We start from the raw sequence: 24,691 nt of genomic DNA on the forward strand, positions 1-24,691 counted from the left end.
ACAAAAAACACTCATTTCACAGGAAAATTTAATTTACCTCGGGGACACCCCCGAAGCCAAAAGTTTCCCAATCTTCATGGCAGGCAAAGCCCGCCTCGAGTTTTTATTCGTGTTTTTTGAAGTCCCTTTCTGACGAAAGCCACACTGAGACTATACTGAGACTATACTGAGACTATTGTTTAATAGTCTCTATAACAATCAGTATCATATTTAAAAAAAAAGTTAAAGACTATATTTTATAAATGGCACAATCTTTTATTTAATCTTCTAAAAGGTCCATATTTTGATAAAGACCTTCAACCGCCATGTTGTCATCTTGCCCTTTTTGCAATTCTACACCGGAGGCAATCGTTGGTTCAGTTCCTTTTATAAACGGAAGAGAATAAGAACGTTGAGTTCCGGGCCCGGCTAAAAGACCGGTATCGGCATCAATGCGGGCTGTTGTTATTCCCTCGGGAACAGGGAAATCTTCGGGCGGATAAAGCGAATCTATACTTTTACGATAATCAACAAAAATAGGAAGGGCAACACGGCTTCCGCCTTCACCTCGTCCCATGGGCTTTATTTTATCATATCCGACATAAACGCCCGTAGTAAGGTAAGGCGAAACGCCCATAAACCAAGCATCTTTTTCATCATTTGTCGTTCCGGTTTTTCCACCTACGGGTCTTCCGAGGGCTTTGGCTCTTCCGCCTGTTCCGGCATTAACGACTTCTCTTAACATAAAAGACATCACATAAGCGTTTTGTGGGCTTATAACTTGAGTGCTTTCAGACGGAACAACGATCATGGGTTGTCCCCAACTGTCATCAATTCTGGTAACCAAGCGATGTGAAATCTTTTTCCCTTGATTGGCAAACGCAGTATACGCCTCGGTCAATCTTAAAGGGGAAACCGCATAAGCACCCAAGGCTATTGCCAATTCTTGCGGAATCGGCGTTGTTTCAAGCCCCAAACCGGCCGCTCTGGCGACGACTTTATCCATGCCGATTTTTTGTGCTATTTGAATGGTACAAAGATTTCGAGATTTAGCAAGAGCAGTTGCCATCAACATACGCCCTAAAAAAGCTCCGTCGGCATTACCCGGACGCCAAGGGTTTGGACCTGAAATAACTATTGGGGCATCATTGACAAGGCTTCCGGCAGTAAAGCCACTATCTAAAGCCGCAGAGTATACAACAGGTTTAAAAGAAGAACCGGGCTGGCGTATTGCTTGTGTGGCACGGTTAAATTGGCTATTGTAAGAAAAAGAATAACCACCGACCAAAGCGACAAGATCGCCCTCTTTGCTTTCAATAGAGCTTAAAGCTCCCTCTACTTCGGGAAATTGTTCAAGAGCTAATTTAATAACAGTAGTCGGCTCAACATTTTTGGCTTCAAAAACAGGAATTTTTCCACCGGCAGGTGCGGATACGGGGTTTGAAGTTCCGCTTGCACCAACGACAGAAACCCAGACGACATCACCAACAGTCAAAATCTTAGTCGGGTCGTTATATTTAGGGTTGCGGTTTCTACACCACTGCATTTGTGCCATTTCGATAATGCCATTATAGTTGCCCATGCGTACTTCGGCAAATTTTGGAGCAGTTTTAGTAACCAAAGCCTTGACCCAACCCGCATTTTCCAGTTGAGTCGGGTTGAAGTTTTCTTTAGAGAGGTAATCTTCCCAATCTTTTTCGGCTAAGTTTAAGATTGGTCCAACCCAACCGTGTCTTTTGGAGGTTTCGTGCAACCCTTTACGCAGGGCGATTTCTCCGGCTTTTTGGTGTACCGGGTCCATAGCGGTGTAAATATGTAAACCGGCTTCTTGCACGGCCGCTTTTCCGTATCTATCTATTTTTAGCCCAAGGCGTTTTACGTTTTCTTCACTAAAAAACTCAATCATGCTACGGCGTACTTCTTCTAAGTACCAAGCCCCAAGTTGCCATGATGGTTCAGGCATGGATTTATATACAAGCGGCTCATTAATAGCTGCGTCATGTTCTGCTTGAGTGATCCACTTAAGCAAAAGCATTCTGTCTAAAGTATATATTTGTCTTTGTTTTATGCGTTCTGGGTTTTTAAAAGGGTTAAAATCAGAAGGAGCCTTAGGCAGACCGGCTAAAATAGCAGATTCGGCGAGAGTGAGTTGGTCAACATGCTTGGCAAAATATGTGCGAGCCGCGGCTTCAACCCCATAAGAGTTGTTGCCAAGATAAATATGGTTTAAATAAATATTTAAAACTTCTTCTTTGGTCATTAAATATGACAAACGATAAGCTAAAATAGCTTCTTTAATTTTTCGTTCGTATTTTTTTTCTCCACTTAAAGCGAGCTGTTTTACTAACTGTTGGGTAATCGTACTTCCGCCCCTGACGATTTCTCCGGCTTGAATATTACTCACCATAGCTTTTAAGATAGCGAGAAAGTCAATGCCGTGGTGAGAATAAAAGTTATCATCTTCGGCCGCTAAAAACGCACGTTCCAAATGGTCAGGAATTTGTTCGAGGTTAACGAGAAAGCGTTTTTCGTCATAAAAGTATCCGATAATGCTGTTATCTCTGGCGTATACCGTAGTAACGAGTTTTGGGCGATAGTCGGCAATACTGCTAAAATTAGGGAGGTCTTTGGAATAAATTTGAAAAATTATAAAAACGGCTGCCAAGCCTAAAATACCGGCAGACAAGGAAAATATCGTCAAATAATAAAAAATTCTTTTCATAATATAATAATATTACTCATTAGGTTAAAATATGGCTATATAAAAATAAAAAACAATACCGATTAATTTTAAAGTTTAGGTTGTAATTAATATATACTTTTTTGACAATGTCCAGAGTTAAGGGCTATAAACCCCAATCTTTTTAGCGTTTCACGTAACTAATTGATATATCTCTAATGTTTATTGCTAGATTGAATTCTCTTTATTACGATTCAACATCGACTTATAAACGAGAGGTTGGCTGACGGCTTGATTATATTCCGCTTCGCTAATCCAATCTAAAAAAAGCATTCGCTTGAGTATATCAAGCTGTTTTTGTTTTATGCGTTCAGAATATATAGGAGACTTCAGATCAACTTTCACAAGACGCTTAGGTTTATGACTGAATAAATATTCAGACGGCAAGCCGACTAAAAATGTAGCCTCGGCGAGAGTAAGTTCTTCTACATGCTTGGCAAAATATATACGAGCGGCCGCCTCAACGCCAATAGCATTATCGCCAAAATAAGCATTATTCAAATAAGCAGTTAAAATATCATCTTTAGACATAAAGAGTTTAAGGGCAAGATATAAAAAAGCTCGCTGTTCATCTAAAACCTTGTTTGGATAATTACGGTGTAAATTCAAATAGGAAACATAAAGATAATCAAGATTATGAGCATCATCACTCACCAAAAAGGCATTTTTTAAATAACCGGGTATTTGTTTCTGATTAATAGGGTAGTTTTGAAAATCATCACTTATAGGCTGATTAGTAAAAGTCTGTAAAAAAATAAACAAAGCAACTAAAGAGAAAATCCCGATTGAGAGACATGAGGCTGTAAAAAAGAAAAATCTCTTTTTAATAGTGCTGTTTATCTTATTTTGCATTGTTTTATAAATCCCAATCTTTTTTTAAAGCTTTGTATGAATATTTAACTCTTTGATTTATATTTATTTATTACGATTCAACATTGACTTATAAACGAGAGGTTGGCTGACGGCTTGATTATATTCCGCTTCGCTAATCCAACTTAAAACAAGCATTTGCTTTAATACATAAGGCTGTTTTTGTTTTAATATTTCAGGATTTTTAAAAGGGTTAAATTCAGCAGGGCCTACGGATAAAACGGCTAATGCAGCCGCTTCGGCGAGAGTAAGTTCTTCTACATGCTTGGCAAAATATATACGAGCACCCGCCTCAACGCCAAAAGAGTTGTTACCAAGATAAATGCAGTCTAAATAAAAAGCGAAAAGATCATCTTTAGGCATAAATAGTTTAAGCCCCAAGGTTAAGAAAGCTTCTTTAAACATTCTATCGCGAATGGGTTTTGGGTCTCTGCGTAACAGCTTGTTAGCGACATATTTCAGTAAAGGATCAAAATTATATATCGCATTAGAAGCCAAAAAAGCATTTTTTAAATGGTTTGGAGCTTGCTCTAAGCTTATAGGATAATAATGCACCTCTTTTATAGTAAAATCCTTTTTTATAGTAAAATTCCTAAACTCCCCGAGATAAGATTGAAACCAGATAAACAGGGCAAGAAAACTGAAAGTGGCAATTGAAATGCTTGCTGAGACAAGAGAGATGAAAATATAACAAATGGCATTAAAAAAAGTTTTGTACCACTTTTTAGGCTTGGACATTTTTTATAAACCCCAATCTTTTTTTAAAGCCTGAAATAAAGCTAAATGAACCTTTAAATCGATATTAAGAGTAGATAAAACAAAATTCACTTGCTCATCTTTGTTCATTGATAAAGCCTTAGCTTTTTTAAAGACCAAACAATCAGGGTCATTCAGCACTTCCGTTTGAGTTTCAAAAGTCCATAAAGGATATAAAAGACAGTGAAACGGACGCACCTCTCTTTCTAAAAGACAGCCTGTTTCTCCTAAAAACACACATTTAAAAACTTTTTTGGTTTTGTTATCTTGAGTAATATTCGCAGGCACAACTTTTAAAACTTTGCGTGTTTTGTTTGTTTCATAAAGTTTCGCAACGCTTTGTTTTTGCTTAGGAAACAAATCAGCCAAGGCTGTTACGAAAGATTTATCATTGATAATTTCATCATAAAACGCTTCCGCAAGTTCGGGAACTCTCGTTTTATTTTTTTCTATAAATTTTTGAATGCGTTCAAACTCAGGTAAAGAGAGCGGAAAACGAAACTCAAGTTGCTTTCCCGAACTGCGACAACAGCTTAGAGCCGTATTTGAACAAAGTTCACAAATATGAGGGTCTTTATTTTGTGTTTGCATTATTTGATTTCTATATCTGTTTTATGAAGTGAGAAAAATAATTATCTTAAAAGCTTGGCTTGTTCCACTTTCCGTTAAAATCGTCCAACTGTATTATTAGCAACTTAGTTTTGCTGTTATTTTTTGTTTCAATCTCAAAAAATTCTTTTTGGCTGTTCTTAAACATTCCGCTCAATATGTTTTCAACTTCAGCTTCACGCTCTGGACTTTGTTGAAAACCAAGATAAATAGCACTCCAACCATAGCGAGGACTGTATTGAGCCATATTTTCAGCGTCAAGTTTTTCTTGTTCGCTCAACTCTTTTTTCTTTTTGAGAAAGTTTGGTTTTGCTGTGCTGAAATTATTTAAGACGTTATTGGGATCTTCCCAAAAATCATATTGAGTAAGAAGCTCTTTATCCTTGCCCGTTTTTAAAACATAAACCCTTGGATTATCGTACAGATAAAAACTTAAACCCGAACTCAGTTCCGCTGAATCGGAAAAAAAGAATACCTTTTCAGGGTCGGGCATTTGACTGCGAATCTCTTCGAGGTGGGCAGATAACGCTTTAAATGAAGCGGAATTTGGCAAATTTAAGTTTTTCTCTATACCCAAAGTTTTAAGCGAAACCGAAAAAAACGATAAACTCGAAACCTGTTTAAACAACGAGGGAAAATGTCCGACAAAAAGAATAGTTAAACTCAAATAAAACACAGGGAAAACAAGATTTTTCAACAACTTTGTTTTTTTGTTGCAATTTGTTTTTTGCATATTTGGATTTTTATTTTGGTTTTGCAGGTATATTTTATAACTCAGCGAGGCTTTAAGCGGAAAACGTTTTAAAATTTCAATCAAGCCCAAAGCCGCTAAAACCAATCCACCAATATAGCTTAGACCCGCACTAAAAATATTTATTTCAATATTAAAAAAGCTCCAAATTAAAAAGCTGAAAAATAATGGTAACCACGCAGAAGCAAACAAGGCTTTAAGCCTTAAATTCAAGGCTTCGTCGTTTGTAAAAGGTTGTGAAAAATCTGTAGACAACCCTAAATCTTCCAGCCCGCAAACCCTGATATACGCAGCTTTTAAATGTTGATACGCCAAATAAAAACCAAAAAACACAAGTGCAAAAAACCAAGGAAGAATAATAAGTGTTTGTCCGACTAAAAAATTAAAAAAGTCGATAAAATTAATAAAGTTCGAGTTGTTTTCATAAACGCCGATTAAAGTTTCAAGATGCTTTAAAGTAATCCAATTATTTTCGGCGTTCCAGATCATTATAGGCAAAAGCCCCAAAGCCGTTCCACAAATTAAGGCTGACATGACCCGAGAAAAATAATGTAAGGGAAGTAAACGCAGTTTATATAAAATCAAAGAATAAATCCAAGCCACCACAAAAAAAGCAAGCATAAAATAATGGCTTAAAATTCCAAACGCCATGGCTGTTGCCAAAACAATCAAAGGGGCAAGCTCATCTTTTTTTTCTATCGCCAAATCAAGAGAAAATAACGCCATTGTCCAAGATAAAAACAAAAGAGAGTTTGGCGAAACAATCATACCCGAAAAAATAAATAGCGGGGTCAACCCGGAAAATAAAAGAACGCTTAGAGCCAGATTATAATTTTTAAATTGTCGGCTTAAACCCAAATATAGCGTAAATTGAGTTAAAGTAGAAATAAAAACCGCTCCGAAACGCACGGAAAATTCGGTTTCACCAAAAAGATTACGCCAAAAAGCAATTAACCAAGCGACCAAAGGACCTTGGTCATAATAAGAAAGGCTGTTGTGGCGAGATAAATTCCAATATAAAAATTCATCGGAAAAAAGTCCCAAACCGCCAAATAAGATAAAGCTCAGGCGTAGAACAAATAATGTTCCAAGGATAAAAATCGCCAAAAGATCTGGTTTAGTATACCAAAGTTTAGCCCAAAAACCCAGTTGACGATAAAGAAGAGGCGAAATTTCTGTTTGCATAAAATGAAAAAATCCGAAAAAAGTTGTGTTGGTTCAAAATTACAAGGTTACAGGGTTACAGGGTTACAAAGTTGCTTGGTTTATATCTTAAAAACAAATAAAATACAGTAAAAATACTCTTGTTGTTTCTTAGCCCTTTGTCTAAAAAATGTCCACAAAAGCTAAAAACCTTTATGAGGCTATTGCACAATAGTTCCAAAGTCATTCCCAAAATAAAACATTCTTGTGATAAAAGATATTTTTTGTTAGGGCTTAGATAACTTTACACAATAAAAAAAGTCGAACTGATCGTTTTAATATTCCATTAGTTGTAGCTTAGAGGTGATCTTGCATGGGGTGTATTTATTATGAGTTCTAGGGTAATCAAAAATCTATTTCCCAAGCTGGCTAACAATTTTAAACCTACTACATGGCGAGGAAAAATTGTTATTATTGTTTTAGCTTTCAATATGTTACAATGGCTTATTGATGGAGTTGAAAAACATGACCATGAGATAGAGAGGCTTTTGGCAAAATGGCTAGTAACGTTAACCGTTGTTTTGATATTAAGCTTTGCAGAATTTTTTATTGTGGCACCACTATTAAGACTATTTAATTATAAAGTTACTCCGCCTCAAACACAAGAAGATAAGCCATTCACGGATAACAATATCAACTCAACAAATGAAATAGAAACTTCCAAAAATAAAACCAATCGATTTCAAATAAGTATCAACGGACTACCTACGCAATTTCCACAACAACCAATTAATAATCAACAACGCAATACAAATAAATTACTCTGGGTTCTTGTTGTTTTTATGATTTTTGGGTTATTATATTATTTGATTAAATAGAAACTATAACAAAAATACTCTCTATTTATATTGTTGTTCCAACTTGTTTAAAAAATATGCCTATGTTTGGTATCAAAGTAAAAAAAAACAATTCTCAATGAATATCATGTTTTTATACTCTTGGACAAAACTTAAGAAATTAAGCATTTTTTAGCCCATTTTTATATATTTCTATTTTATTTTCTAAATTGATTAGGTTCGCTTCCCATTTTTCTTTTTCATTCAAGACAAAAAGGCGGTGTTTTTCTAACATGTTCAAGCGTTCAGCCATGGTCTCATCACCTTCGTATCTTAATAAGGCATATTTTTTTATGGGTCATGACTAGAACAGCGGTTTATTTTTGAGAAATTTAAGAATTAATTTATAGGTGTCTTCTTGTCTATAATTAAACCTAAATTCACATTCTTTCAAGTGGAAGTAAAAGGTGTGTTTTTGTAACCCTCTAAAGCGTACAAGGCGAGTTTTTGCATAACCCCAAAAACTTTCAATCCCATTGATATGACTATCTTTATTAGCAAATTCGTTAGCACCATGTTGAACCCGAAAATGTTTAAGATAACCAAGATCAACTAAGCCATTGTAGCCTCTCCAGCCGTCAGAGTGTATGACGCTATCAAGGCTTATTTTTCCACGAATAATACCTTGTAATGTGCTTCTGGAACAGTCAGGGACTATCTCTGTATAAACCCTGCCATTACGCTTAAATAGCCCAAAAACAATAGTTTTCCCTCTAGCTCCTCTACCTCGTTGCCCTTTTATGCGACGGGCTCCGAAGTAGCTTTCATCAACCTCTACTTCTCCAGAAACTGGAGATTGTTCCTCACAAAATTCAGCAATGCGTTCTCTTATGCCTAACAATAAACGATTTATTGTATTTCTATTTAATTCAACAACTTGCGATATTTGGGTTGCATTTAAATCAATACAAAAAAGTTTTACTATTTGGCGTAATTTTGCCTCTGAAATTTTTGAACGAAAAATATACTTGTTTTTCATTGTCATGACTGGCTTTATAGCACTTTTTTTAATGCTGTTCTAGTCTTGACCCTTTTTTATTTCTTTAATGGACATACCTGTTTCTTTTAATTTTTTAATAAATAAAATCCATGTAACATCTTTTTCGGTATAATAACGCCGCCCACCCGTATCACGTTCAACAATCAACAGTTGTTCTTTTTCATAATAACGCAACGTGTGTGCACTTAAGCTTACAAGGGTAGCAAACTCACCAATAAAATATTTCATCTTTTCTCCTAAAATCACTTGACTTAGAGTAAACTCGAAGTGTTATCTTTCTCATTACTACATTTAGGAGGTAGAAACAATGTCAGATACACGCTATACAAGAGGGCTAAAAAAACTGTTAGAGATCGATGGTGAAGGCGGGGAAAAAGTAATTTCGTCTTTAGAAAACATTGCACCAGATTTAGGTAAATACATTATTGAATTTGCATTTGGTGATATTTATTCCAGAGAAACATTAAGCCTTAAAGAAAGAGAGTTCATAACTTTAAGTAGCTTATTAACAGTTGGTGGGTGTGAAGCTCAGCTCGAAGTACATATAAATGCTGCGTTAAATGTTCAGATCACGCCACAAGAAATTATTGAAATCTTTTTACAATGTATTCCATATACAGGGTTTCCCAAAGTACTTAATGCCGTGTTTGTAGCAAAAAAAGTATTTTCCCAACGGACAATACTTTAATTGGTTCATAACAAAAAGTATATAATAAAAAAACAATCATCCTAAAAAAGCTTAGTAAGCAAGTTGAATAATTGTTATGAGTCATGACTAGCATAAAACTGTAAATAGGTTTGAAGGGTAGTTATGACTCTTTATTATTTATTTTTAAAAAATACTTGATTATTTTCAGGCAATCAGAGAAGATTGAAAATATTTAATATAAACTGTCTTTTAATTTCCGCTTTAACCCGGAACAAAATATTTTAAATAATTTTAATGATATACTTGCTTAATTCGGAGGTTTTATGTTCGCAATAGGTAATATAGTAAAAGGCATTGCCGTTGTTTTAGATTGGGTAACTACTTTATATTTATGGATTGTAATTATTTCTGCGTTAATTTCTTGGCTTAACCCTGATCCATATAACCCTATAGTGCGAACTTTGCGTTCTTTAACCGAGCCGGTTTATTACCGTATTCGCAGTGCTTTGCCTTTTGTTTATAGCTATGGGTTAGATCTTTCACCGATTGTGGTAATTTTAGCACTTAAATTTTTAGACTATGCTGTAATACAAAACTTATATCAATTTGCAGCACGTCTTAACAATACACCTTTTTAAGAAATATTTTTTTTCATTACTTTTATAGCTATAAGGAACTTTCATGGCTGTCAGTCGCATAGATATTTTAAACCATGAATTTACTCGCAGTTTACGCGGGTATAACCCTGAGGAAGTAGATAATTTCCTGCATGACGTAGCAGACACCTTAGGACGCTTGGCAGATGAAAAAGTTGTTTTATCTGCTCGAGTGGTACAAATTGAAGCAAAGTTGGCAGAGTTTGAACAACAAGAAGCGGCTTTGCGTAATACCCTTATTGCTACCCAACGCATGACCGAAGATCTAAAAACAAGCGCCCAAAGAGAAGCACAGCTTATTATTGATGCTGCTCGGGCCAGAGCCGATAACTTGTTGCAACAAGCACATCAAAGACTCGGGCATATTTTTGATGAAATCAGCGAAGCCAAGAAACTCAAATCACAATTTGAAATCAGCTTGCGTTCGATTATTGAAAGCCATTTAAGAATGCTCGATATGCAAAAAGAAAGCGAAGCTCGCCTTGACGCCGGCGTAGCTCGCCTTGGGCTTGCTCAACGCTATACCCCCCTCAATCAGCGGGCAAATTATTCGTCTCAACAAAATCAAATTAACGATAAAAATAGCGATAAAAGCTCGGAAAATCTACAAGCTCAAACAATAGACGATAGCGATGACAATATTGAAAACAACACAACTCAAAACAATATAACGGAAAATATAAATACCCAGAGCGTCAACAATCAGACCCCACACAATCTACAGCCTCAAAATAACGAAGTTATACCTGATAATAATATTGTAAAAGACAATACAACCTTAAACTTTAACGCAAACTCGCATGAACATGAAAGACTTAAAGATCTAAGCCCCGAACACCAAGAAGACTTATTGATCTTAGAAAAATTGCAAGGACCTTTTGAATTAAAAATAAAATAAAAACACAGTATTTATAGGAGTTAGTTTGTGCAAACCAAGAAAACTGACACCGAAAACAAGCTTGAAAAAAATCAACAAATAATAAAAAATAATAAGCCAGGAGACAAACAACAACCCGAATGGTTAAAAGAAAACAACGAAAACAGCTTTGATATCTTGGTTTGGGTTCAGCCAAATGCAAAAAAAAATGCTGTAGTCGGTTGTTACGAAGGGCGTTTAAAAATAAGATTAACGGCTCAGGCAGTTGACAACAAGGCAAATAAAGCATTACTTGTATATTTAGCCAAGCTATTAAAACTAAAAGCTCAACAACTGGAAATTCAAAGCGGTGAAACCGCACGTCAAAAACGTATTCGCATTGAGGCAAAACTTGCACCACTTTGGGAAAATTTAGTAAGTTTGCATATGATTAATGAAAAAGAAATTTGAAAATTGTTGGAAGTATATCCTAATTAACCCTGTTTAACATTTAAAACAACCATCTAAGGAGCCTATTATGGACTTAAAAGATCGTGAACTACTCGAAAAAGTTTCAAAAATAGACCCGGAAGTCAAAAGCCTGTGGGACGACCACGTTATCTATGAAAAAAAGCTTCAAGTGCTTGAAGCAAAACCTTTTCTCAGCCCTCAAGAAGAGCTTGACCTTAAAAGTCTGAAAAAACAAAAGCTGGATGGCAAAACCCGCTTGGTTGCTCTTTTAAATAAACATAAACAAACTGGAGTTTAAATTAATGGAATTAACCGGTGCTCAAATACTCATGGAATGCCTTAAAAAAGAAGGCGTAGACGTCTTCTTTGGTTACCCGGGTGGAGCTGTTATTGACCTTTATGATGAACTGTTGAACCACCCTGAACTTCAACACGTTTTGGTGCGTCATGAACAAGCCGCTGTTCATGCCGCTGACGGCTACGCTAGAACCTCTGGTAAAGTCGGTGTTTGTCTGGTAACCTCAGGACCAGGCGCTACAAATACCGTTACGGGAATAGCTACGGCTTACGCCGACTCTATTCCTTTGGTCATTTTGACGGGGCAAGTTCCAACTCACCTGATCGGCAATGATGCCTTTCAGGAAGTTGATATTATAGGAATTACTCGCCCTTGTACAAAACATAATTATCTGGTTAAAGACATTAAACAGTTGCCGAAAGTTATTAAAGAGGCGTTTTTTCTCGCTCGCTCAGGTCGCCCAGGGCCTGTTTTAATCGACTTTCCCAAAAACGTTATGACCGCAAAAACAGAGTTTCATTATCCTGAAGAAATTGCTCGTTTACGCAGTTATAACCCGACTTATAAGCCAAACTTAAACCAACTGCGCAAGGCTGTTGATTTATTACTTAACGCCAAAAAACCTTTGTTTTTTATTGGCGGCGGAGTAATTCAATCAGGGGCAAGCGAAAGTCTTGATTGGCTTGCAAAAAACTTACATATTCCTGTTACCGCTTCTTTAATGGGGCTTGGTGGTTATCCCGGTGATGACCCGCTTTGGCTCGGAATGCTCGGTATGCACGGAACTTATTCAGCAAACCGGGCAACCTCGGAAGCTGATTTAATCGTTGCTATCGGAGCAAGATTTGACGATAGGGCAACGGGCAAACTCACGGGCTTTGCCAAGGCGGCAACTATCGTACATATCGATATTGACCCGACTTCAATTCAAAAAAACGTACAGGTTGACGTACCTGTTGTTGGTGATTGTCGTGAGTCTCTTTTAAGCTTAAGAAGCATCGTCGAACCACGTATCAACGAAAAAGATTGGAAGTCAGCTCATGGAGATTGGCTCGCCCAAATCTTTTCATGGAAAGCAGACCACCCCGTAACTTATAATGAAACCAAAAATACTCTTAACCCCCAAAAGGTAATTGAGACTATCTATGAGCTTACTAAAGGCGAAGCTATTATTTGTACGGAAGTTGGACAACACCAAATGTGGACTGCCCAATTCTTTACCTTTAAACAACCTCGTAGCTTGGTAACTTCAGGCGGTCTTGGAACTATGGGCTTTGGGTTTCCGGCTTCTTTGGGTGCTCAAATGGCATTCCCCGATAAGCTTGTAATCGATATAGCCGGCGACGGTTCTATTCAAATGAATAGCCAAGAACTGGCCACAGCGGTTTTCAATAAGTTACCCGTTAAAATAGTTATTCTTAATAACGGATTTTTGGGAATGGTCAGACAGTGGCAAGAACTGTTTTATGACAATCGTTACAGTTCGGTTAACCTCGAAGCTGCGGCTCCTGACTTTGTTAAACTTGCCGAAGCTTACGGAGCAGAAGGCTATAGAGTCAATAAGCCTGAGGAGTTAGTTTCAACACTCACTAAGGCATTTGCATCACCCAATACGGTTATCGTAGATGTTATTGTTAACAAGGAAGAAAATGTCTATCCTATGGTGCCTCCAAACGCTTCACTAAATGAAATGTTATTATAGGAGAAAACGATGAGACATGTACTTTCCGTATTAGTTGAAAATGAACCCGGAGTTTTGGCGCGTGTTGCCGGCTTGTTTTGTGGACGCGGTTTTAATATTGAGTCTTTAAACGTTGCTCCGGCACTTGAAGAAAATGTTTCTCAAGTATCTATCGTAACTAGCGGCGACGATTTTGTTTATGAACAAATTGTAAAACAACTTCGTAAACTTGTTACAGTAATTAAAGTAGTTACTTATGAAAATTGTTCTTTTGTAGAACGTGAAACAATGCTTTTGCGTGTACACGCCGACGATAATAAACGTAGTGAAGTTTTACGCATTGCCGAAATCTTCCACTGTAAAGTTGTTGACGTAGGTCTTACTGATTTAACCTTAGAGATAAGCGGAAACCATGAAAAGTTTCAAGCTGTTTTAACTTTATTGTCTAAATTTGGTATTAAAGACATGGCTCGTACGGGTTCTGTCGTTATGCGTCGCTCGCTTCAACCTGAATAAACCATATATTAACAGTCGCTCGTTGTTTTTGCGGGCGGCTGTTATTTTTATTTTTTACTTTAAAAGCAAATATTAAAAAAATACCATTGCAAAAATACATTTTGCGTTCTTTTGTTATCGTTTTATGCTCTGTATATACTAACATAAAACGTCTTAAGCCACTTTGAGATTATTGTGCAATAGTCTCAAAAATCAGTATTTGCTTTTATACTTTTTCTTGATATGATAGGTTAACAACTTAAAAGAGTTGTACCACCTAATTTTATTCCCAATTTTATTTCAAGATAACCCCAATGCTTAAAACTATGCAACCGAAACAAAAAAAAGCTTTTATTGTCGCACTGTTAACAGTTCTTTTTCTTATTCTTTTGCCTTGGTTGCATTTTAAAGAAACTTTAAACGTAGACTTTAAACAACACGCCTACTTTAATGTTACCCAACCGGTAAAAACTCTCACCTATGCCGTTCTTCCTCAATATTCACGCACAATCACCTATCAAAAATATGATGCTTTCGTTGACTATTTACGCAAAAGCACCCACCTTAGAATAAAACAAATCTTTCCCGCAAATTTTGAAGAACACCTACGCATGATTGAAAACGGCGAAATAGATATTTCGTTTGTTAATTCGGTTGTGGCGATTTATGCCGAACAAAAAGGTGCTAAAATTTTTGCCAAAGCTATTGGAACAATGGGACATGATAAAGGCACAGATATTGTGGTGCGTCGCGACAATGTTTTAATTCAAAACATACAAGATTGTGCCGGAAAACGTTGGGTCGGAATAAGCCCTTTATCTAGCAACGGTTATATCTTCCCTCTAGATTATTTTAAAGAAAACAATATTGACATTAAAGGTTTTAAAAAAATTTATTGTCCCCCAAGTTTAGGAGCAGCCCAAGAAACCGTTTTGCTTAATCTTTTGAGCGGGGAATATGACTTTGCCACTATTCCAAACGGCTCTTTAGAAACAACAAGCTCTCATTTAAACCCAAATAACTTTAAAGTAATTGCAAGTTTTCCGCCTTTAGACAGCTGGGTTTTCATCGCAGGTCGTAACCTTAGCGAAGACCAACTTAAGCGTATAAAAAAAGCAATGTTCTCTTTAGATATTAATAAACCAAGCACCAGAAAACTTTTAAATAAAATGGGGGCGGAACAAATTGTTCCGGCAACTCGCTCTGATCTGGCAACAACACAAAGGATAATGGAAAAACTTGGTATCTTAAACATCAATAAACTTTATGAAACACTCTGGCAGGATGATGAAAAGAATAATGAGGGCGAGCGATGAAACTTAAAAGCGAGCTAAAAAAAGCTTCTTATCCTCAAATCGGAAAGAAACTATATTTCATATTTTTTTTCATTACCCTATCTTGTATTCTTGCCCTTTTTTCATACCTTATAAAATTTCAAAACACTGCGGTTAATGACTCATTAAAATCCAAAGGTTCCTCCGTTGTGCGTCTTATCGCCAATACTTCCGCAGAACACTTATTGGGAAGCAATTATTTTTATATCGAAGATATGTTGGAAAGTTTAGTTGAATCAGAACCTGATTTGGCATATGCCTTTATTTTGGACGAAAACGCCCAAGTTGTTGCCCATACCTTTCAAACTGAGTTTCCGATAGACCTTTGGAGCGTTCACAACAGCTTTACAGATACTAATATGGTCAACATTGTCTCTTTTGTGAAAGATAATCAGAAGGAAGTTTTAAGCTTTGCCACCTCTGTTTTAATAGCTAACGACAGAATAGGTACGGCGGTTGTTGCTTTTTATCCCAAAACTTTTTTGCAAACTTTGTTGCAAGTTAATCTTTGGCATTATTCCATTTTTTTTGTTATCTTATTCATAATGATGGGTGCGGGGTTTATTGTAACCAAGGCTCTGCGTCAAGAATTACGCTTTAGCTTGCAAATGTTTAATGATGCAATGGAAGACTTACCGCCCCTGATTCACCAAAATATAATCTCTGCCGAATGGCAATTGGAAGATAAGACTTGCGTTTCTCCTTTAGATTTTTATCGTTCTTTTTTAACACCACTACAAAAAGCACGTCGCTATTTTTATATGTTAGACAACGCCGTTAAATCCAACGACTCAAACGAAGCAATTATTAATACTTTGGGCCAACACCTGACAAACATGATTATCTTATATGATAAAACAGGTAGGGTCATTTATATGAATGAAGCCTGTGTAAACTTTTTCGGTGTTGATCGCAAAAAATTTATTAATAAATACCCTGATGAAGTGGTTATTTCTAAACTTGGCGTCATTACACGCACTGAAAATGACGCTATTTTACACGGCACACCGCCTATCTTTAAAGAAACTCTCTATGAATATGAAGATAAAAAAATAAACTTTTCAGTAAAGCGTTTGCCAATTTATACCAAAAAAGGCGACTTAACCAATATTTTAACAATTTTAACCGATATAAGTCCGGAAAAAGAATGTTTTGGCTTTAACAACTTGAGCAATGTTTACAACTTTGCCCTGTTAACCGGACAACACGCTTTATCACAAATCAACGCCTCATTAACCCATATTTTACAAAGCGTTGACGACAACCAAACACAACCAGAACAGCTAAAAACAGAGCTCAATACGGTTTTAAACCACGCCTCAGAACTTGAAAGCAAATTATTAAACAATGTAGTTGTACCGATGGCTATAAATATTCAAGAGTCTATTTCCGCCGCCGCTCAACCGCTTGAAACACTAAGAAAAAAACAAGGTTTAATATTTAATATTAATATTTTAGAAGAAATGGTTATTGTTTCGGGAAGTGAATATACCTTTAATCAAATCTGGAAAAGCATATTTCTTTCGGTTTTATTAAACATGGATATTGAAAAACGCCCCAAAGCCTTACTAAATTGTAACATCAGATCAAATCTTTTAAATGATACGGTAACGATTACGCTAGAGTGTAGTTGTGATAATATTTTTATATCTACACCGGTAAACGAAGACCAAATAAAAAGTATAGAGCCTTTTGACCAAGGCGATATTTTACCCCAAGATTTAATTGAAAAAATGATAACGGCTTTTGGCGGTTCTTTGGTCTGTACAAGCGAGGTCTCAACTAACGCCTTTAGTGAAGAAGAACGTAACAGCCTTAAAGATTCGCTTGGACACGGCTCTTGTGTAAAAATAACGCTGAATCGTGCCACAACCCCATCGCCTGTGATAAAGTAGTATTCAATGCAACATGCCGTTATTATTAATTTTGGACGTTTTGGAGACCTTTTACAAACTCAAGCCGTCTTTAACGCTTTAAAAAAAAACAATAAATATCAAACAACTTTGGTGTGTTTAGATAACTTTCTCAACACCACGGAACTGATGCAAGCGATAGATAATATCGTATCTTTTAATGGTTCGCATCTTTTGGCTCGTCTTGATAAAATTAATGTCACAGAAAAAGAAAGTGGCTGGATGTTGGCGTTAGCCGCCATTGAAACGTGGCTTAATAAATTAAGCGAATCTCTTTTACTTAAACCTGAAAATAAGCCCGAAAACAAAATATTGTTAATTAACCTAACTCCAACTTTATCCGCACGCCTTTTATTACATCTTATCAAATTACATTTGGAAAAAAAAGGTATAGAGAGCGAAACAAACGGTTTTGTTATAGATGAGTTTGGTTTTGGAAAAAATACAGCTTGGGCATCATATTTAATGGCAAGTTCTAAGTCGAGAGGACAAAGCTCTTTTAATATTGTAGATGTGTTTTTTCGCAGTATTGACTCACTTCAAAAAGAAACTTACACGCCTAAAACAATACTCAACAATCGTTTAAAAGACCCTTTAGACAGCGACCTAACTCTTAATAAAGGTTTTTTATCAGAACAACTGCCCGCTGAAATACGCTCTCAAGCTCAAGGTTTTGTGTGTTTACAGCTTGGTGCAAGCACCGAGTTTAGACGTTGGGCGGTTGAACGTTTTGCACAAGTAGGAAAAAGACTCTGGGAAGAAGAACACCTTTGTCCAATTATCTTGGGAACCAAAGCAGAAGAATTTTTAAGCCAAGAATACGCAAAATATTCCGAAAATACTCCTTTTATTAACTTATGTGGAAAAACCAACCTTAAAGAGCTTGCTTTAACCTTAAAAAATTCTAAGTTACTTATTACTAATGACACGGGAACCATGCACCTTGCCGCCGGGCTCGGCGTTGAAATTATTGCTATTTTTTTAGCAACCGCCCAAGCGAGGGACACAGGCCCTTATATTGAAAACGCCTATTCTCTGGAACCTGATTTAGAATGCCACCCTTGTGAATTTGGTACAAGCTGCCAACATGAATATAAATGTCGCAACAGTATTTCACCGGAACTTGTTGTTTCTTTGGCGTTAAATAAGCTTAAGGGCGAAAATCAGCCTTTATCTTGCAACGACTATTCCCGCGAAGCCAGAGTTTGGAAGGCAACCCCCGATAACAATGGCTTTTTAACGCTTAGTTCTCTTTCACAACACCAAAAGGAAAAACGCAACATTTTATGGTTGCTACTTAGCTTTTTCCACCGTCAACTTCTTGACGGAAGAGGACAAGAAGAACTTAGCCTTTTAAATGATAAAAACTTTCTTATAAGTTTAAAAGAAAATAAAGAGTTACAACAAGAACTTATAAAAGAGAGTCAAAACTACTCCGCTCTTTTTCTTTTACTTCATGAACAGGGAAAAATGTTGCTAACTAACCCATTACCTCTTATAAAAAGCCGTTTTTTGGCGACTTGGCAACGTCTTCAAGGCTCTTTAACAAATAGCCTCTATTTTTCTTCGTTTGGAAATTTATGGTTGGAAGAAAGCCAACAAAACGCAAACGACTTAACGTACGTTTTAAACTTAGCTAAAAATTATTATAATATTTTTATAGGGATAACAAAATCTCTTGAGCAAATAAACGACCAATAAGCTATTTTTAAAAATATGGCACTATTCTTGCTAGACTTGAACATGGAAATAAGTTCCTACCAGATACTAGCTTTAAGGAGGCTGTGTTCATGATAGTTATTGATGGTTGTCAAAGCAATATTTGTATAGAAAATTTTTCTAACTTGGAAGAAATACTTGTTAAAGTGATGGAAGACGAAGCCTTGTCCAAGAGAATCGTAACTGATGTTATTGTGAATGACGAAGCTTTTTCAGAAATCTACCCTCATCAGGCAGAAGACTTTGAAACAAATGAAATTAAACGTATTGAGCTTAAAACAGTTTCTCAACTTGATTTTGCCGGTGATGTTACAACTGAATTATTTAAAATTATTAGCATTTTACAAAGTGGAAGCATTAAAATCGCCCAAGACCTCAGAGCTGCGAAAAATGACGAAGCCTTGTTGATGATTCAAGATCTTTTTACTGTTACCAGTAACTTCTTAAACATGATTGCTGTTTTAAGAGAACAATTTCAAACTGCTCATATTGAAAGCTTTAGTACCTTTACAAACAAATTTACGAGCGTATTGGAAGAACTGATTGAAGCGATAGAAAATGAAGACTGGATTTTATTGTCAGACCTCTTGGAATATGAATTTAACCCTGTTTGTGTGGGTTGGAATCAAATTCTTGAAGATTTGTCCAAAGAAATTGAAAAAGCACGAGGTTAGAAATGAGTTTTGATAGTGTTGAGTTGATGCAAGAAGCTATTAAGCTTGGTTACGAAGAATTGGAACTGATTCAATCAGGCGATGATTCTGAGAATATTGTACTCTTGGCTAGAAAACGCCACGAATTGATTCAACGAGCTTGGGAATATAAAAAGAAAAACCAAGCAGACAAATTACAAGAACAATTCCTTGTTATGAGTAAAATTCAAGAATTATTAATTGAAGCAGCAACAAACACAGTAGAACAATTACGCAGTGATATTAAAGTTGTTAAACAAGAAGGTGCTCGTATGTCTGGCTATCACTATAGCCTGAAAAAACATTCGAACTCTGACGGTTTTATACGCCAAGGTTAATCTTTATTTATCATTTTCAAAGTCCTTTATACGGCAGTTTTTTACTGTTGTCTAAAGGACTTTTTTTATATAGAATTAAATAGGTTAAATTTTCTCTTCAAGACGATCGGCAAACTCGGTTTTACGTGATTTTTAAAATGCCTTTCCCCAAAAATATACTTTAATACTCTTGTAAATAGTTTTTATTTTAAATAAAAGTCATAAAATGCTTATTGAATTTTTTCAAAATCTAGCCACTTATTCGTTTTTACAAAACGCTTGTTTGGCGGCAATTTTAGCCGGAATCGCCTGTGGGCTTCTTGGTCCTTTGGTGTTAATTAACCGCCTTTCTTTTTTAACCGGTGCGGTTTCCCACGTTGCCTATGGCGGAATTGGCTTGGCGTTTTTTTTAAACTTAGCAGTCTTTCCCGTAACAATGATCTTTACTTTAGTAAGTGCTTTGTTAATGGGTTTTTTATCGCTTGGCAAAAAAAACGAACCAAGAAGCCTCACAGAAACACGCTCAGATACGGCTATAGGTATTTTTTGGGCGGCGGGAATGGCTCTCGGCATTATCCTAATTGACTTAAGCGGTTCGATTTCCGGCGATTTTATGGGCTTTTTGTTTGGTAGTATAATCACCGTTTCTACTTCAGAATTGTTTACAATGTCTATTTTGATTTTAATAATCTTTTTACTTATACTTGTTTTCCATCAAGGTTTATGGGCTGTTTCATTAGATAAAGATTTTGCCAGAACCAAAGGCTTGCCGGTTGACGGCTTATATTTATTGCTTATTGCCTTAGCTGCGGTTACTGTTGTTATGCTCATACGCTTAACCGGCTTGATTTTAGTCATGGCATTAATGACTATTCCCAGCCGCTTAGCCTTAACTATTTCACATTCTTTATGGCTCAGCATGTTTTTATCGGCTATTTTTGCGGTTTGTTTTGCAATTATCGGATTAATCTTATCATACATGCTTAACCTTTCTCCGGGGGCGGCGGTTGTCGGCGTTGCCAGCCTTTCAGCTCTTTTGTTTTTTGGCGTAAAAAAATATTTTTTTGCTAATTAAAAGTTTGGGGCAAGATAATTTTAGAGAAAATTTTGCCTTAAAAGTTTAAGCAATAATTTGTATAAATATTCGTTAAAAAGTCTTCGATTAATCATATTTATGGTTTTTACTTGCTTTTTACAGACTTTTGAACAATATTAACAATAGTATTTGTGTTTAATAATGAAATAAAAATTTATAAAATTCACTTTGAGGTGTTTAAATGGATCTTCAGTATACCTTAATTATTTTGGTAGTTTTAGCAGTTTTATTAGTTATGCTTGGCGTGCGTTCCGTTCCCCAAGGTTATAACTATACGGTTGAGCGTTTTGGACGCTTTTTAAGCGTTTTACAACCCGGGTTAAATATCATTATTCCTATTGTCGATTCTATCGGGCGTAAGCTTAATATGATGGAACAAGTTTTGGATATTCCAAGACAAGACGCTATTACTAAAGACAACGCCAATGTTAAGATTGATGCTGTTTTGTTTTTTCAGGTAATCGACCCGGTTAGAGCGGCTTATCAAGTTTCCCACCTAGAATGGGCAATCGTAAATTTAGCCACGACAAATATCAGAACGGTTATGGGGGGAATGGACTTAGACGAATCTTTATCTCGCCGTGATTCAATTAACGTCAGATTGCTTGATGTTATCGATAAAGCCACCGAGCCTTGGGGAATTAAAGTTACCCGTGTTGAAATTAAAGATATTGAGTTGCCTCAAGGTTTATCAGAAGCCATGCACCAACAAATGAAGGCAGAGCGTGAAAAAAGAGCGGCTGTTCTTTTAGCCGAAGGTGATAGAGATGCCGCTATACGCCGTGCTGAGGGTAGTAAGCTTGCCCGCATTCAAGAAGCCGAAGGTGAATTAAAAGCCGCCGAGCTTCACGCTAAAGCCGTTGAAGCCGCCGCCATGGGTGATGCTAAAGCAAGAACGATTAACGCCGAAGCCGAAGCCGAAGCCACCAATTTAATGTCTGCGGCAATAAATAACGGGAATACCCAATCGATAAACTATTTCGTTTCCCTAAAATACATGGACGCTCTAAAAACGTTAGCCGCCTCTCCGAGCAATAAAACCACAATTCTACCTGTTGAATTAACCAATGTACTTGGTTCTATTGCCGGAATCAGCGAATTGATCAAAAGTTCAAAAACCGTTACTGACGTTGTAAAAAACAACAAATAACGACGGCTATATAATAAAGGATTTTTCATTATGCCCGAAGCTTTTCAATCACACCATATCTGGTTAAGCCTTGGTATTGCCTTAATTATTTTTGAGCTTTTCGTTCCGGGAACTTTTTTGGCATTTATCGGAATCGCCGCAATTATTACGGGGTTTTTGGTTTATTTGTTTGAGCTTAGTCTAAATACTCAATTATTTATGTTTGCTCTCTTTGGCTTTTTGTTCGTTATTATCGGACGTTTGGTTTTAAAAAAATTAAAAGTAAAAGACAAAAGGCTAAATGTTGATGTTAGTAACAGACTACAATATCTTTTGGGCGAAGTGATTGTTTTGGAAAACAAAATGGAAGACGGAGTCGCCCAAGCTCGCATAGCTGATGGAATTTGGACTGTCTACGCTCAAGACAATAACTTGTCTTTGCCGGTTGGTTCGAAAGTTAAAATAATCAGTCTCTCAAACGGAAAACTTATTGTAGAACCTTTTATTGAATATCGTTAAGGTTTAATTTTTAAAGTTATTGTTACAAAATACCCACTGTTATTTTTTTATACAGTGGGTATTTTATTTGAGACTATTGCACGACAGCCTCAAGGTGGTTTTTGTGTATGAAAACTATGCTATGTTCATACAGAGCATCAAACAATGAGACTATTGCACAATAGGCTCAAAGTGGCTTTCGCGAGAAAGACACTCCAAAAACCACGAATAAGGAAAATTTAATTTTCCTGTAAAATGAGTGGGTTTTGTGACTTAAGACGTTTTATGCTATGTGCATACAGAGCATAGAACGATGATAAAAGCACGCGAAACAGAGTTTTGCAATTGTCTTTAATGGAGTAGATTTATGAAGTATCCTTGGTTAGATGAATATTGCCAGGCAAAACAAGCTTGTATCAAAGATTTTAAAGCGGAATGGAATGCAACCAGATATCTTGTGGGCAATAAAATGTTTGCCTTATGCGGAAAAGATAATCAAGGGCGAGAAATTATCACCTTAAAAACAGAACCGCATTACGGCTTAAGCCTACGCCAAGAAAATCCTGATATTATTGCGGGTTATTATATGAATAAAATGCATTGGAACTCTGTATTTCTTGATGGTAACGTACCTGATAAGCTCTTAAAAGAAATGATTGACGAGTCTTATCTATTAATTTTTAATGGGTTAAGTAAAAAGTTGCAAAAAGAGCTTAAAGAAATCGTGGAATAAGCTAAAAACTTTTACTTTATGATTTTTTGAATCTCACTTTACTTGAACACATCAGCTTTAGCTTCTCAATTTGGCATTAAAATTACTGTAAAATTAGTGTAATACGTCATAATATTTTCATACAATAAAAAACCCTGAGTTAAATATGACCGAATCTGAAAACAAAAAAGCACTACAGCTTCCGTTTATCAAGTCTTTATTGTTATTTATTCCACCACCCGGAAAAATTTATATATGGTTACATAGTGCACTGATCTTACAAGGGGTAATTATTTTACTGCCTACCATATATTTTAAAAGCCTAGACTCAAGTATTTTTGATATAAGCAGCCTAGATTTTAAACAATTACAAGATTTATATTCGGACTATTTAACATTTTTGGGGTTGTATATTAATCTTGCAATAATAATATGTTCATTATTGTGTTTGACGGCTGTTACGAGATTTTGGAGAATAGCTCTCTTTGGTGCTTTGTTGGGGGGCGTTTTTCTAATAATTTTAAAGATTAATCTCCTGTTGCAAATGAAAAAAGTTAACTTTTTTTCAATTAGTACAAATGATGTTTTAATAATATTATTCTATATATACAGCTTGTTATCTATAATTGTGCATCAATATATCAGACAAAGACAATATCGTTCTCTTACTATAAAATTGTTTAACAGATACTTCCCCTTTGGGGTTATTGTTTTAGCCTCCTATTTTCTTTGGCAAAATATATTACTTCTACGAACAATATTTTTCTATATAAAAAATATCAATCTTGATTTTATACACCCCGCCTTACTCTTGGCTGAACCTTCTTTGTTTCTTTGTTTGTACACACTGATAATTTATTTTATTTTCAAACAAAAACAAAGGGGAGCTTTAATTTGTCTTTTAATATTAACTACTTACTCTTTTTTAGTTCCGCTCGGCTTGTTAATCGTTAGTCCTTTATTATTCGGCATTCACGAACTACCCATGTATTTTTCGCAAGTCGCAACAATGTTGCAGATAGTTCTAAAACAAGCCCCGTTGCCACTTTTTATATATTACATAAAAACATCAAAAGAAGCAGAAGCTTATTTTTTATCTAATTCTAAAAATAACGAAACAAGCTAAAAACACACAACAAATTAACGATTGAAAAATCTCATAAAAATATTTAGGAGTAAAATTATGCCTGACTCAAAAGAAAACACTCAAAATAACGTATTTATAGATTCACTAAAAGCTCTAATTTCTTTTATCCCGCAACCGGGTAAAGTTTATACGTTGATCCACGCTATGATTATTGTTCAAGCACTAATCGTAAGCATGCGTGCTTTATATATGGGTAGTTGGGCAGTGCTTTTGTTGATAATTACTTTGCCCGTTATAATAATTTCAGCACTATGCATGACAGCAAAAAGGGCTTGGCTTCTTGC

The 24,691-nt window shown here is 36.0% G+C and carries 26 protein-coding genes; 18 read left to right on the top strand and 8 right to left on the bottom strand.

Annotation, left to right across the window (positions count from 1 at the left end; translation table 11 throughout):
• Window positions 1-259 precede the first annotated feature (259 nt).
• The 5 genes from BT999_RS10270 to BT999_RS10290 all read right to left on the bottom strand — a co-directional run bounded on the left by BT999_RS10270 (window position 260) and on the right by BT999_RS10290 (window position 6,890).
• Window positions 260-2,701: a penicillin-binding protein 1A gene (locus tag BT999_RS10270; RefSeq protein WP_072697703.1), complete on the bottom strand. Its 2,442-nt coding sequence runs from the start codon at window positions 2,699-2,701 to the stop codon at window positions 260-262.
• Window positions 2,702-2,887: 186 nt separating this feature from the next.
• Complete coding sequence (locus BT999_RS10275) at window positions 2,888-3,571, bottom strand: transglycosylase domain-containing protein (RefSeq protein ID WP_072697704.1); 684 nt, start codon at window positions 3,569-3,571, stop codon at window positions 2,888-2,890.
• A 63-nt stretch (window positions 3,572-3,634) separates the two neighbouring features.
• Window positions 3,635-4,144, bottom strand: a complete 510-nt coding sequence (locus BT999_RS10280; protein WP_178139346.1) for a transglycosylase domain-containing protein — start codon at window positions 4,142-4,144, stop codon at window positions 3,635-3,637.
• Window positions 4,145-4,330: 186 nt separating this feature from the next.
• A complete protein-coding gene (locus BT999_RS10285) occupies window positions 4,331-4,936 on the bottom strand; it encodes a hypothetical protein (protein WP_072697706.1) in 606 nt (201 codons plus the stop codon).
• Window positions 4,937-4,982: 46 nt separating this feature from the next.
• Window positions 4,983-6,890 (bottom strand): ArnT family glycosyltransferase, encoded by a 1,908-nt coding sequence (locus tag BT999_RS10290; RefSeq protein WP_072697707.1) that lies wholly within the window; start codon window positions 6,888-6,890, stop codon window positions 4,983-4,985.
• A 347-nt stretch (window positions 6,891-7,237) separates the two neighbouring features.
• Here BT999_RS10290 and BT999_RS10295 point away from each other — a divergent pair, with 347 nt between their 5' ends.
• Entirely contained in the window at window positions 7,238-7,726 is a 489-nt protein-coding gene (locus tag BT999_RS10295) for a hypothetical protein (RefSeq protein ID WP_072697708.1), read from the top strand.
• A 139-nt stretch (window positions 7,727-7,865) separates the two neighbouring features.
• On the opposite strand, the gene BT999_RS12715 is transcribed toward BT999_RS10295, so the two are convergent.
• The 3 genes from BT999_RS12715 to BT999_RS10305 are packed head-to-tail and all read right to left on the bottom strand — an operon-like array spanning window position 7,866 to window position 8,972.
• Entirely contained in the window at window positions 7,866-7,997 is a 132-nt protein-coding gene (locus BT999_RS12715; protein ID WP_281246539.1) for a MerR family transcriptional regulator, read from the bottom strand.
• 51 nt (window positions 7,998-8,048) lie between these two features.
• Window positions 8,049-8,729 (bottom strand): IS1595-like element ISDli1 family transposase, encoded by a 681-nt coding sequence (locus tag BT999_RS10300; protein WP_072697709.1) that lies wholly within the window; start codon window positions 8,727-8,729, stop codon window positions 8,049-8,051.
• Between the two features lie 33 nt (window positions 8,730-8,762).
• Window positions 8,763-8,972 carry a MerR family transcriptional regulator gene (locus BT999_RS10305; RefSeq protein WP_072697710.1) on the bottom strand — a complete coding sequence of 70 codons (210 nt, stop codon included), beginning with the start codon at window positions 8,970-8,972 and terminating at the stop codon, window positions 8,763-8,765.
• 79 nt (window positions 8,973-9,051) lie between these two features.
• Between BT999_RS10305 and BT999_RS10310 the strand changes: the two genes are divergently transcribed.
• From BT999_RS10310 to BT999_RS10395, 17 genes are all read left to right on the top strand, one after another.
• On the top strand, window positions 9,052-9,432 hold the full coding sequence (locus tag BT999_RS10310) for a carboxymuconolactone decarboxylase family protein (protein ID WP_072697711.1): 381 nt from the start codon (window positions 9,052-9,054) through the stop codon (window positions 9,430-9,432).
• A 284-nt stretch (window positions 9,433-9,716) separates the two neighbouring features.
• A complete protein-coding gene (locus BT999_RS10315) occupies window positions 9,717-10,031 on the top strand; it encodes a YggT family protein (protein WP_072697712.1) in 315 nt (104 codons plus the stop codon).
• Between the two features lie 43 nt (window positions 10,032-10,074).
• A complete protein-coding gene (locus tag BT999_RS10320) occupies window positions 10,075-10,947 on the top strand; it encodes a DivIVA domain-containing protein (RefSeq protein WP_072697713.1) in 873 nt (290 codons plus the stop codon).
• 27 nt (window positions 10,948-10,974) lie between these two features.
• The gene (locus BT999_RS10325) at window positions 10,975-11,376 is read left to right on the top strand and encodes a DUF167 domain-containing protein (RefSeq protein ID WP_245791010.1); all 402 of its coding nucleotides are present in this window, start codon (window positions 10,975-10,977) and stop codon (window positions 11,374-11,376) included.
• Between the two features lie 67 nt (window positions 11,377-11,443).
• Window positions 11,444-11,674: a DUF465 domain-containing protein gene (locus tag BT999_RS10330; RefSeq protein WP_072697714.1), complete on the top strand. Its 231-nt coding sequence runs from the start codon at window positions 11,444-11,446 to the stop codon at window positions 11,672-11,674.
• A 4-nt stretch (window positions 11,675-11,678) separates the two neighbouring features.
• Window positions 11,679-13,376, top strand: coding sequence for a biosynthetic-type acetolactate synthase large subunit (ilvB, locus tag BT999_RS10335; protein ID WP_072697715.1), 1,698 nt, complete (start codon window positions 11,679-11,681; stop codon window positions 13,374-13,376).
• A 9-nt stretch (window positions 13,377-13,385) separates the two neighbouring features.
• Complete coding sequence (ilvN, locus tag BT999_RS10340; protein WP_072697716.1) at window positions 13,386-13,871, top strand: acetolactate synthase small subunit; 486 nt, start codon at window positions 13,386-13,388, stop codon at window positions 13,869-13,871.
• Window positions 13,872-14,164: 293 nt separating this feature from the next.
• Window positions 14,165-15,166: a phosphate/phosphite/phosphonate ABC transporter substrate-binding protein gene (locus tag BT999_RS10345; RefSeq protein WP_072697717.1), complete on the top strand. Its 1,002-nt coding sequence runs from the start codon at window positions 14,165-14,167 to the stop codon at window positions 15,164-15,166.
• Window positions 15,163-17,079 (top strand): PAS domain-containing protein, encoded by a 1,917-nt coding sequence (locus BT999_RS10350; RefSeq protein WP_072697718.1) that lies wholly within the window; start codon window positions 15,163-15,165, stop codon window positions 17,077-17,079. The genes BT999_RS10345 and BT999_RS10350 overlap by 4 nt, the downstream gene beginning before the upstream one ends.
• Window positions 17,080-17,085: 6 nt before the next feature.
• Window positions 17,086-18,798 carry a glycosyltransferase family 9 protein gene (locus BT999_RS10355; RefSeq protein WP_072697719.1) on the top strand — a complete coding sequence of 571 codons (1,713 nt, stop codon included), beginning with the start codon at window positions 17,086-17,088 and terminating at the stop codon, window positions 18,796-18,798.
• Between the two features lie 89 nt (window positions 18,799-18,887).
• The gene (locus BT999_RS10360) at window positions 18,888-19,490 is read left to right on the top strand and encodes a DUF8043 domain-containing protein (protein WP_072697720.1); all 603 of its coding nucleotides are present in this window, start codon (window positions 18,888-18,890) and stop codon (window positions 19,488-19,490) included.
• Window positions 19,491-19,492: 2 nt separating this feature from the next.
• Window positions 19,493-19,846 carry a hypothetical protein gene (locus tag BT999_RS10365; protein ID WP_072697721.1) on the top strand — a complete coding sequence of 118 codons (354 nt, stop codon included), beginning with the start codon at window positions 19,493-19,495 and terminating at the stop codon, window positions 19,844-19,846.
• A gap of 205 nt (window positions 19,847-20,051) precedes the next feature.
• Entirely contained in the window at window positions 20,052-20,900 is an 849-nt protein-coding gene (locus tag BT999_RS10370) for a metal ABC transporter permease (protein ID WP_072697722.1), read from the top strand.
• Window positions 20,901-21,102: 202 nt separating this feature from the next.
• Window positions 21,103-22,071: an SPFH domain-containing protein gene (locus BT999_RS10375; protein WP_072697723.1), complete on the top strand. Its 969-nt coding sequence runs from the start codon at window positions 21,103-21,105 to the stop codon at window positions 22,069-22,071.
• 30 nt (window positions 22,072-22,101) lie between these two features.
• A complete protein-coding gene (locus BT999_RS10380; protein ID WP_072697724.1) occupies window positions 22,102-22,569 on the top strand; it encodes an NfeD family protein in 468 nt (155 codons plus the stop codon).
• Between the two features lie 346 nt (window positions 22,570-22,915).
• A complete protein-coding gene (locus tag BT999_RS10385) occupies window positions 22,916-23,281 on the top strand; it encodes an MmcQ/YjbR family DNA-binding protein (RefSeq protein WP_072697725.1) in 366 nt (121 codons plus the stop codon).
• A gap of 1,162 nt (window positions 23,282-24,443) precedes the next feature.
• The coding region (locus tag BT999_RS10395; RefSeq protein ID WP_143145548.1) for a hypothetical protein at window positions 24,444-24,691 on the top strand (248 nt) is incomplete at its 3' end.

The sequence above is a fragment of the Desulfovibrio litoralis DSM 11393 genome, from assembly GCF_900143255.1.
GTDB classification, from domain to species: Bacteria; Desulfobacterota; Desulfovibrionia; order Desulfovibrionales; family Desulfovibrionaceae; genus Frigididesulfovibrio_A; species Frigididesulfovibrio_A litoralis.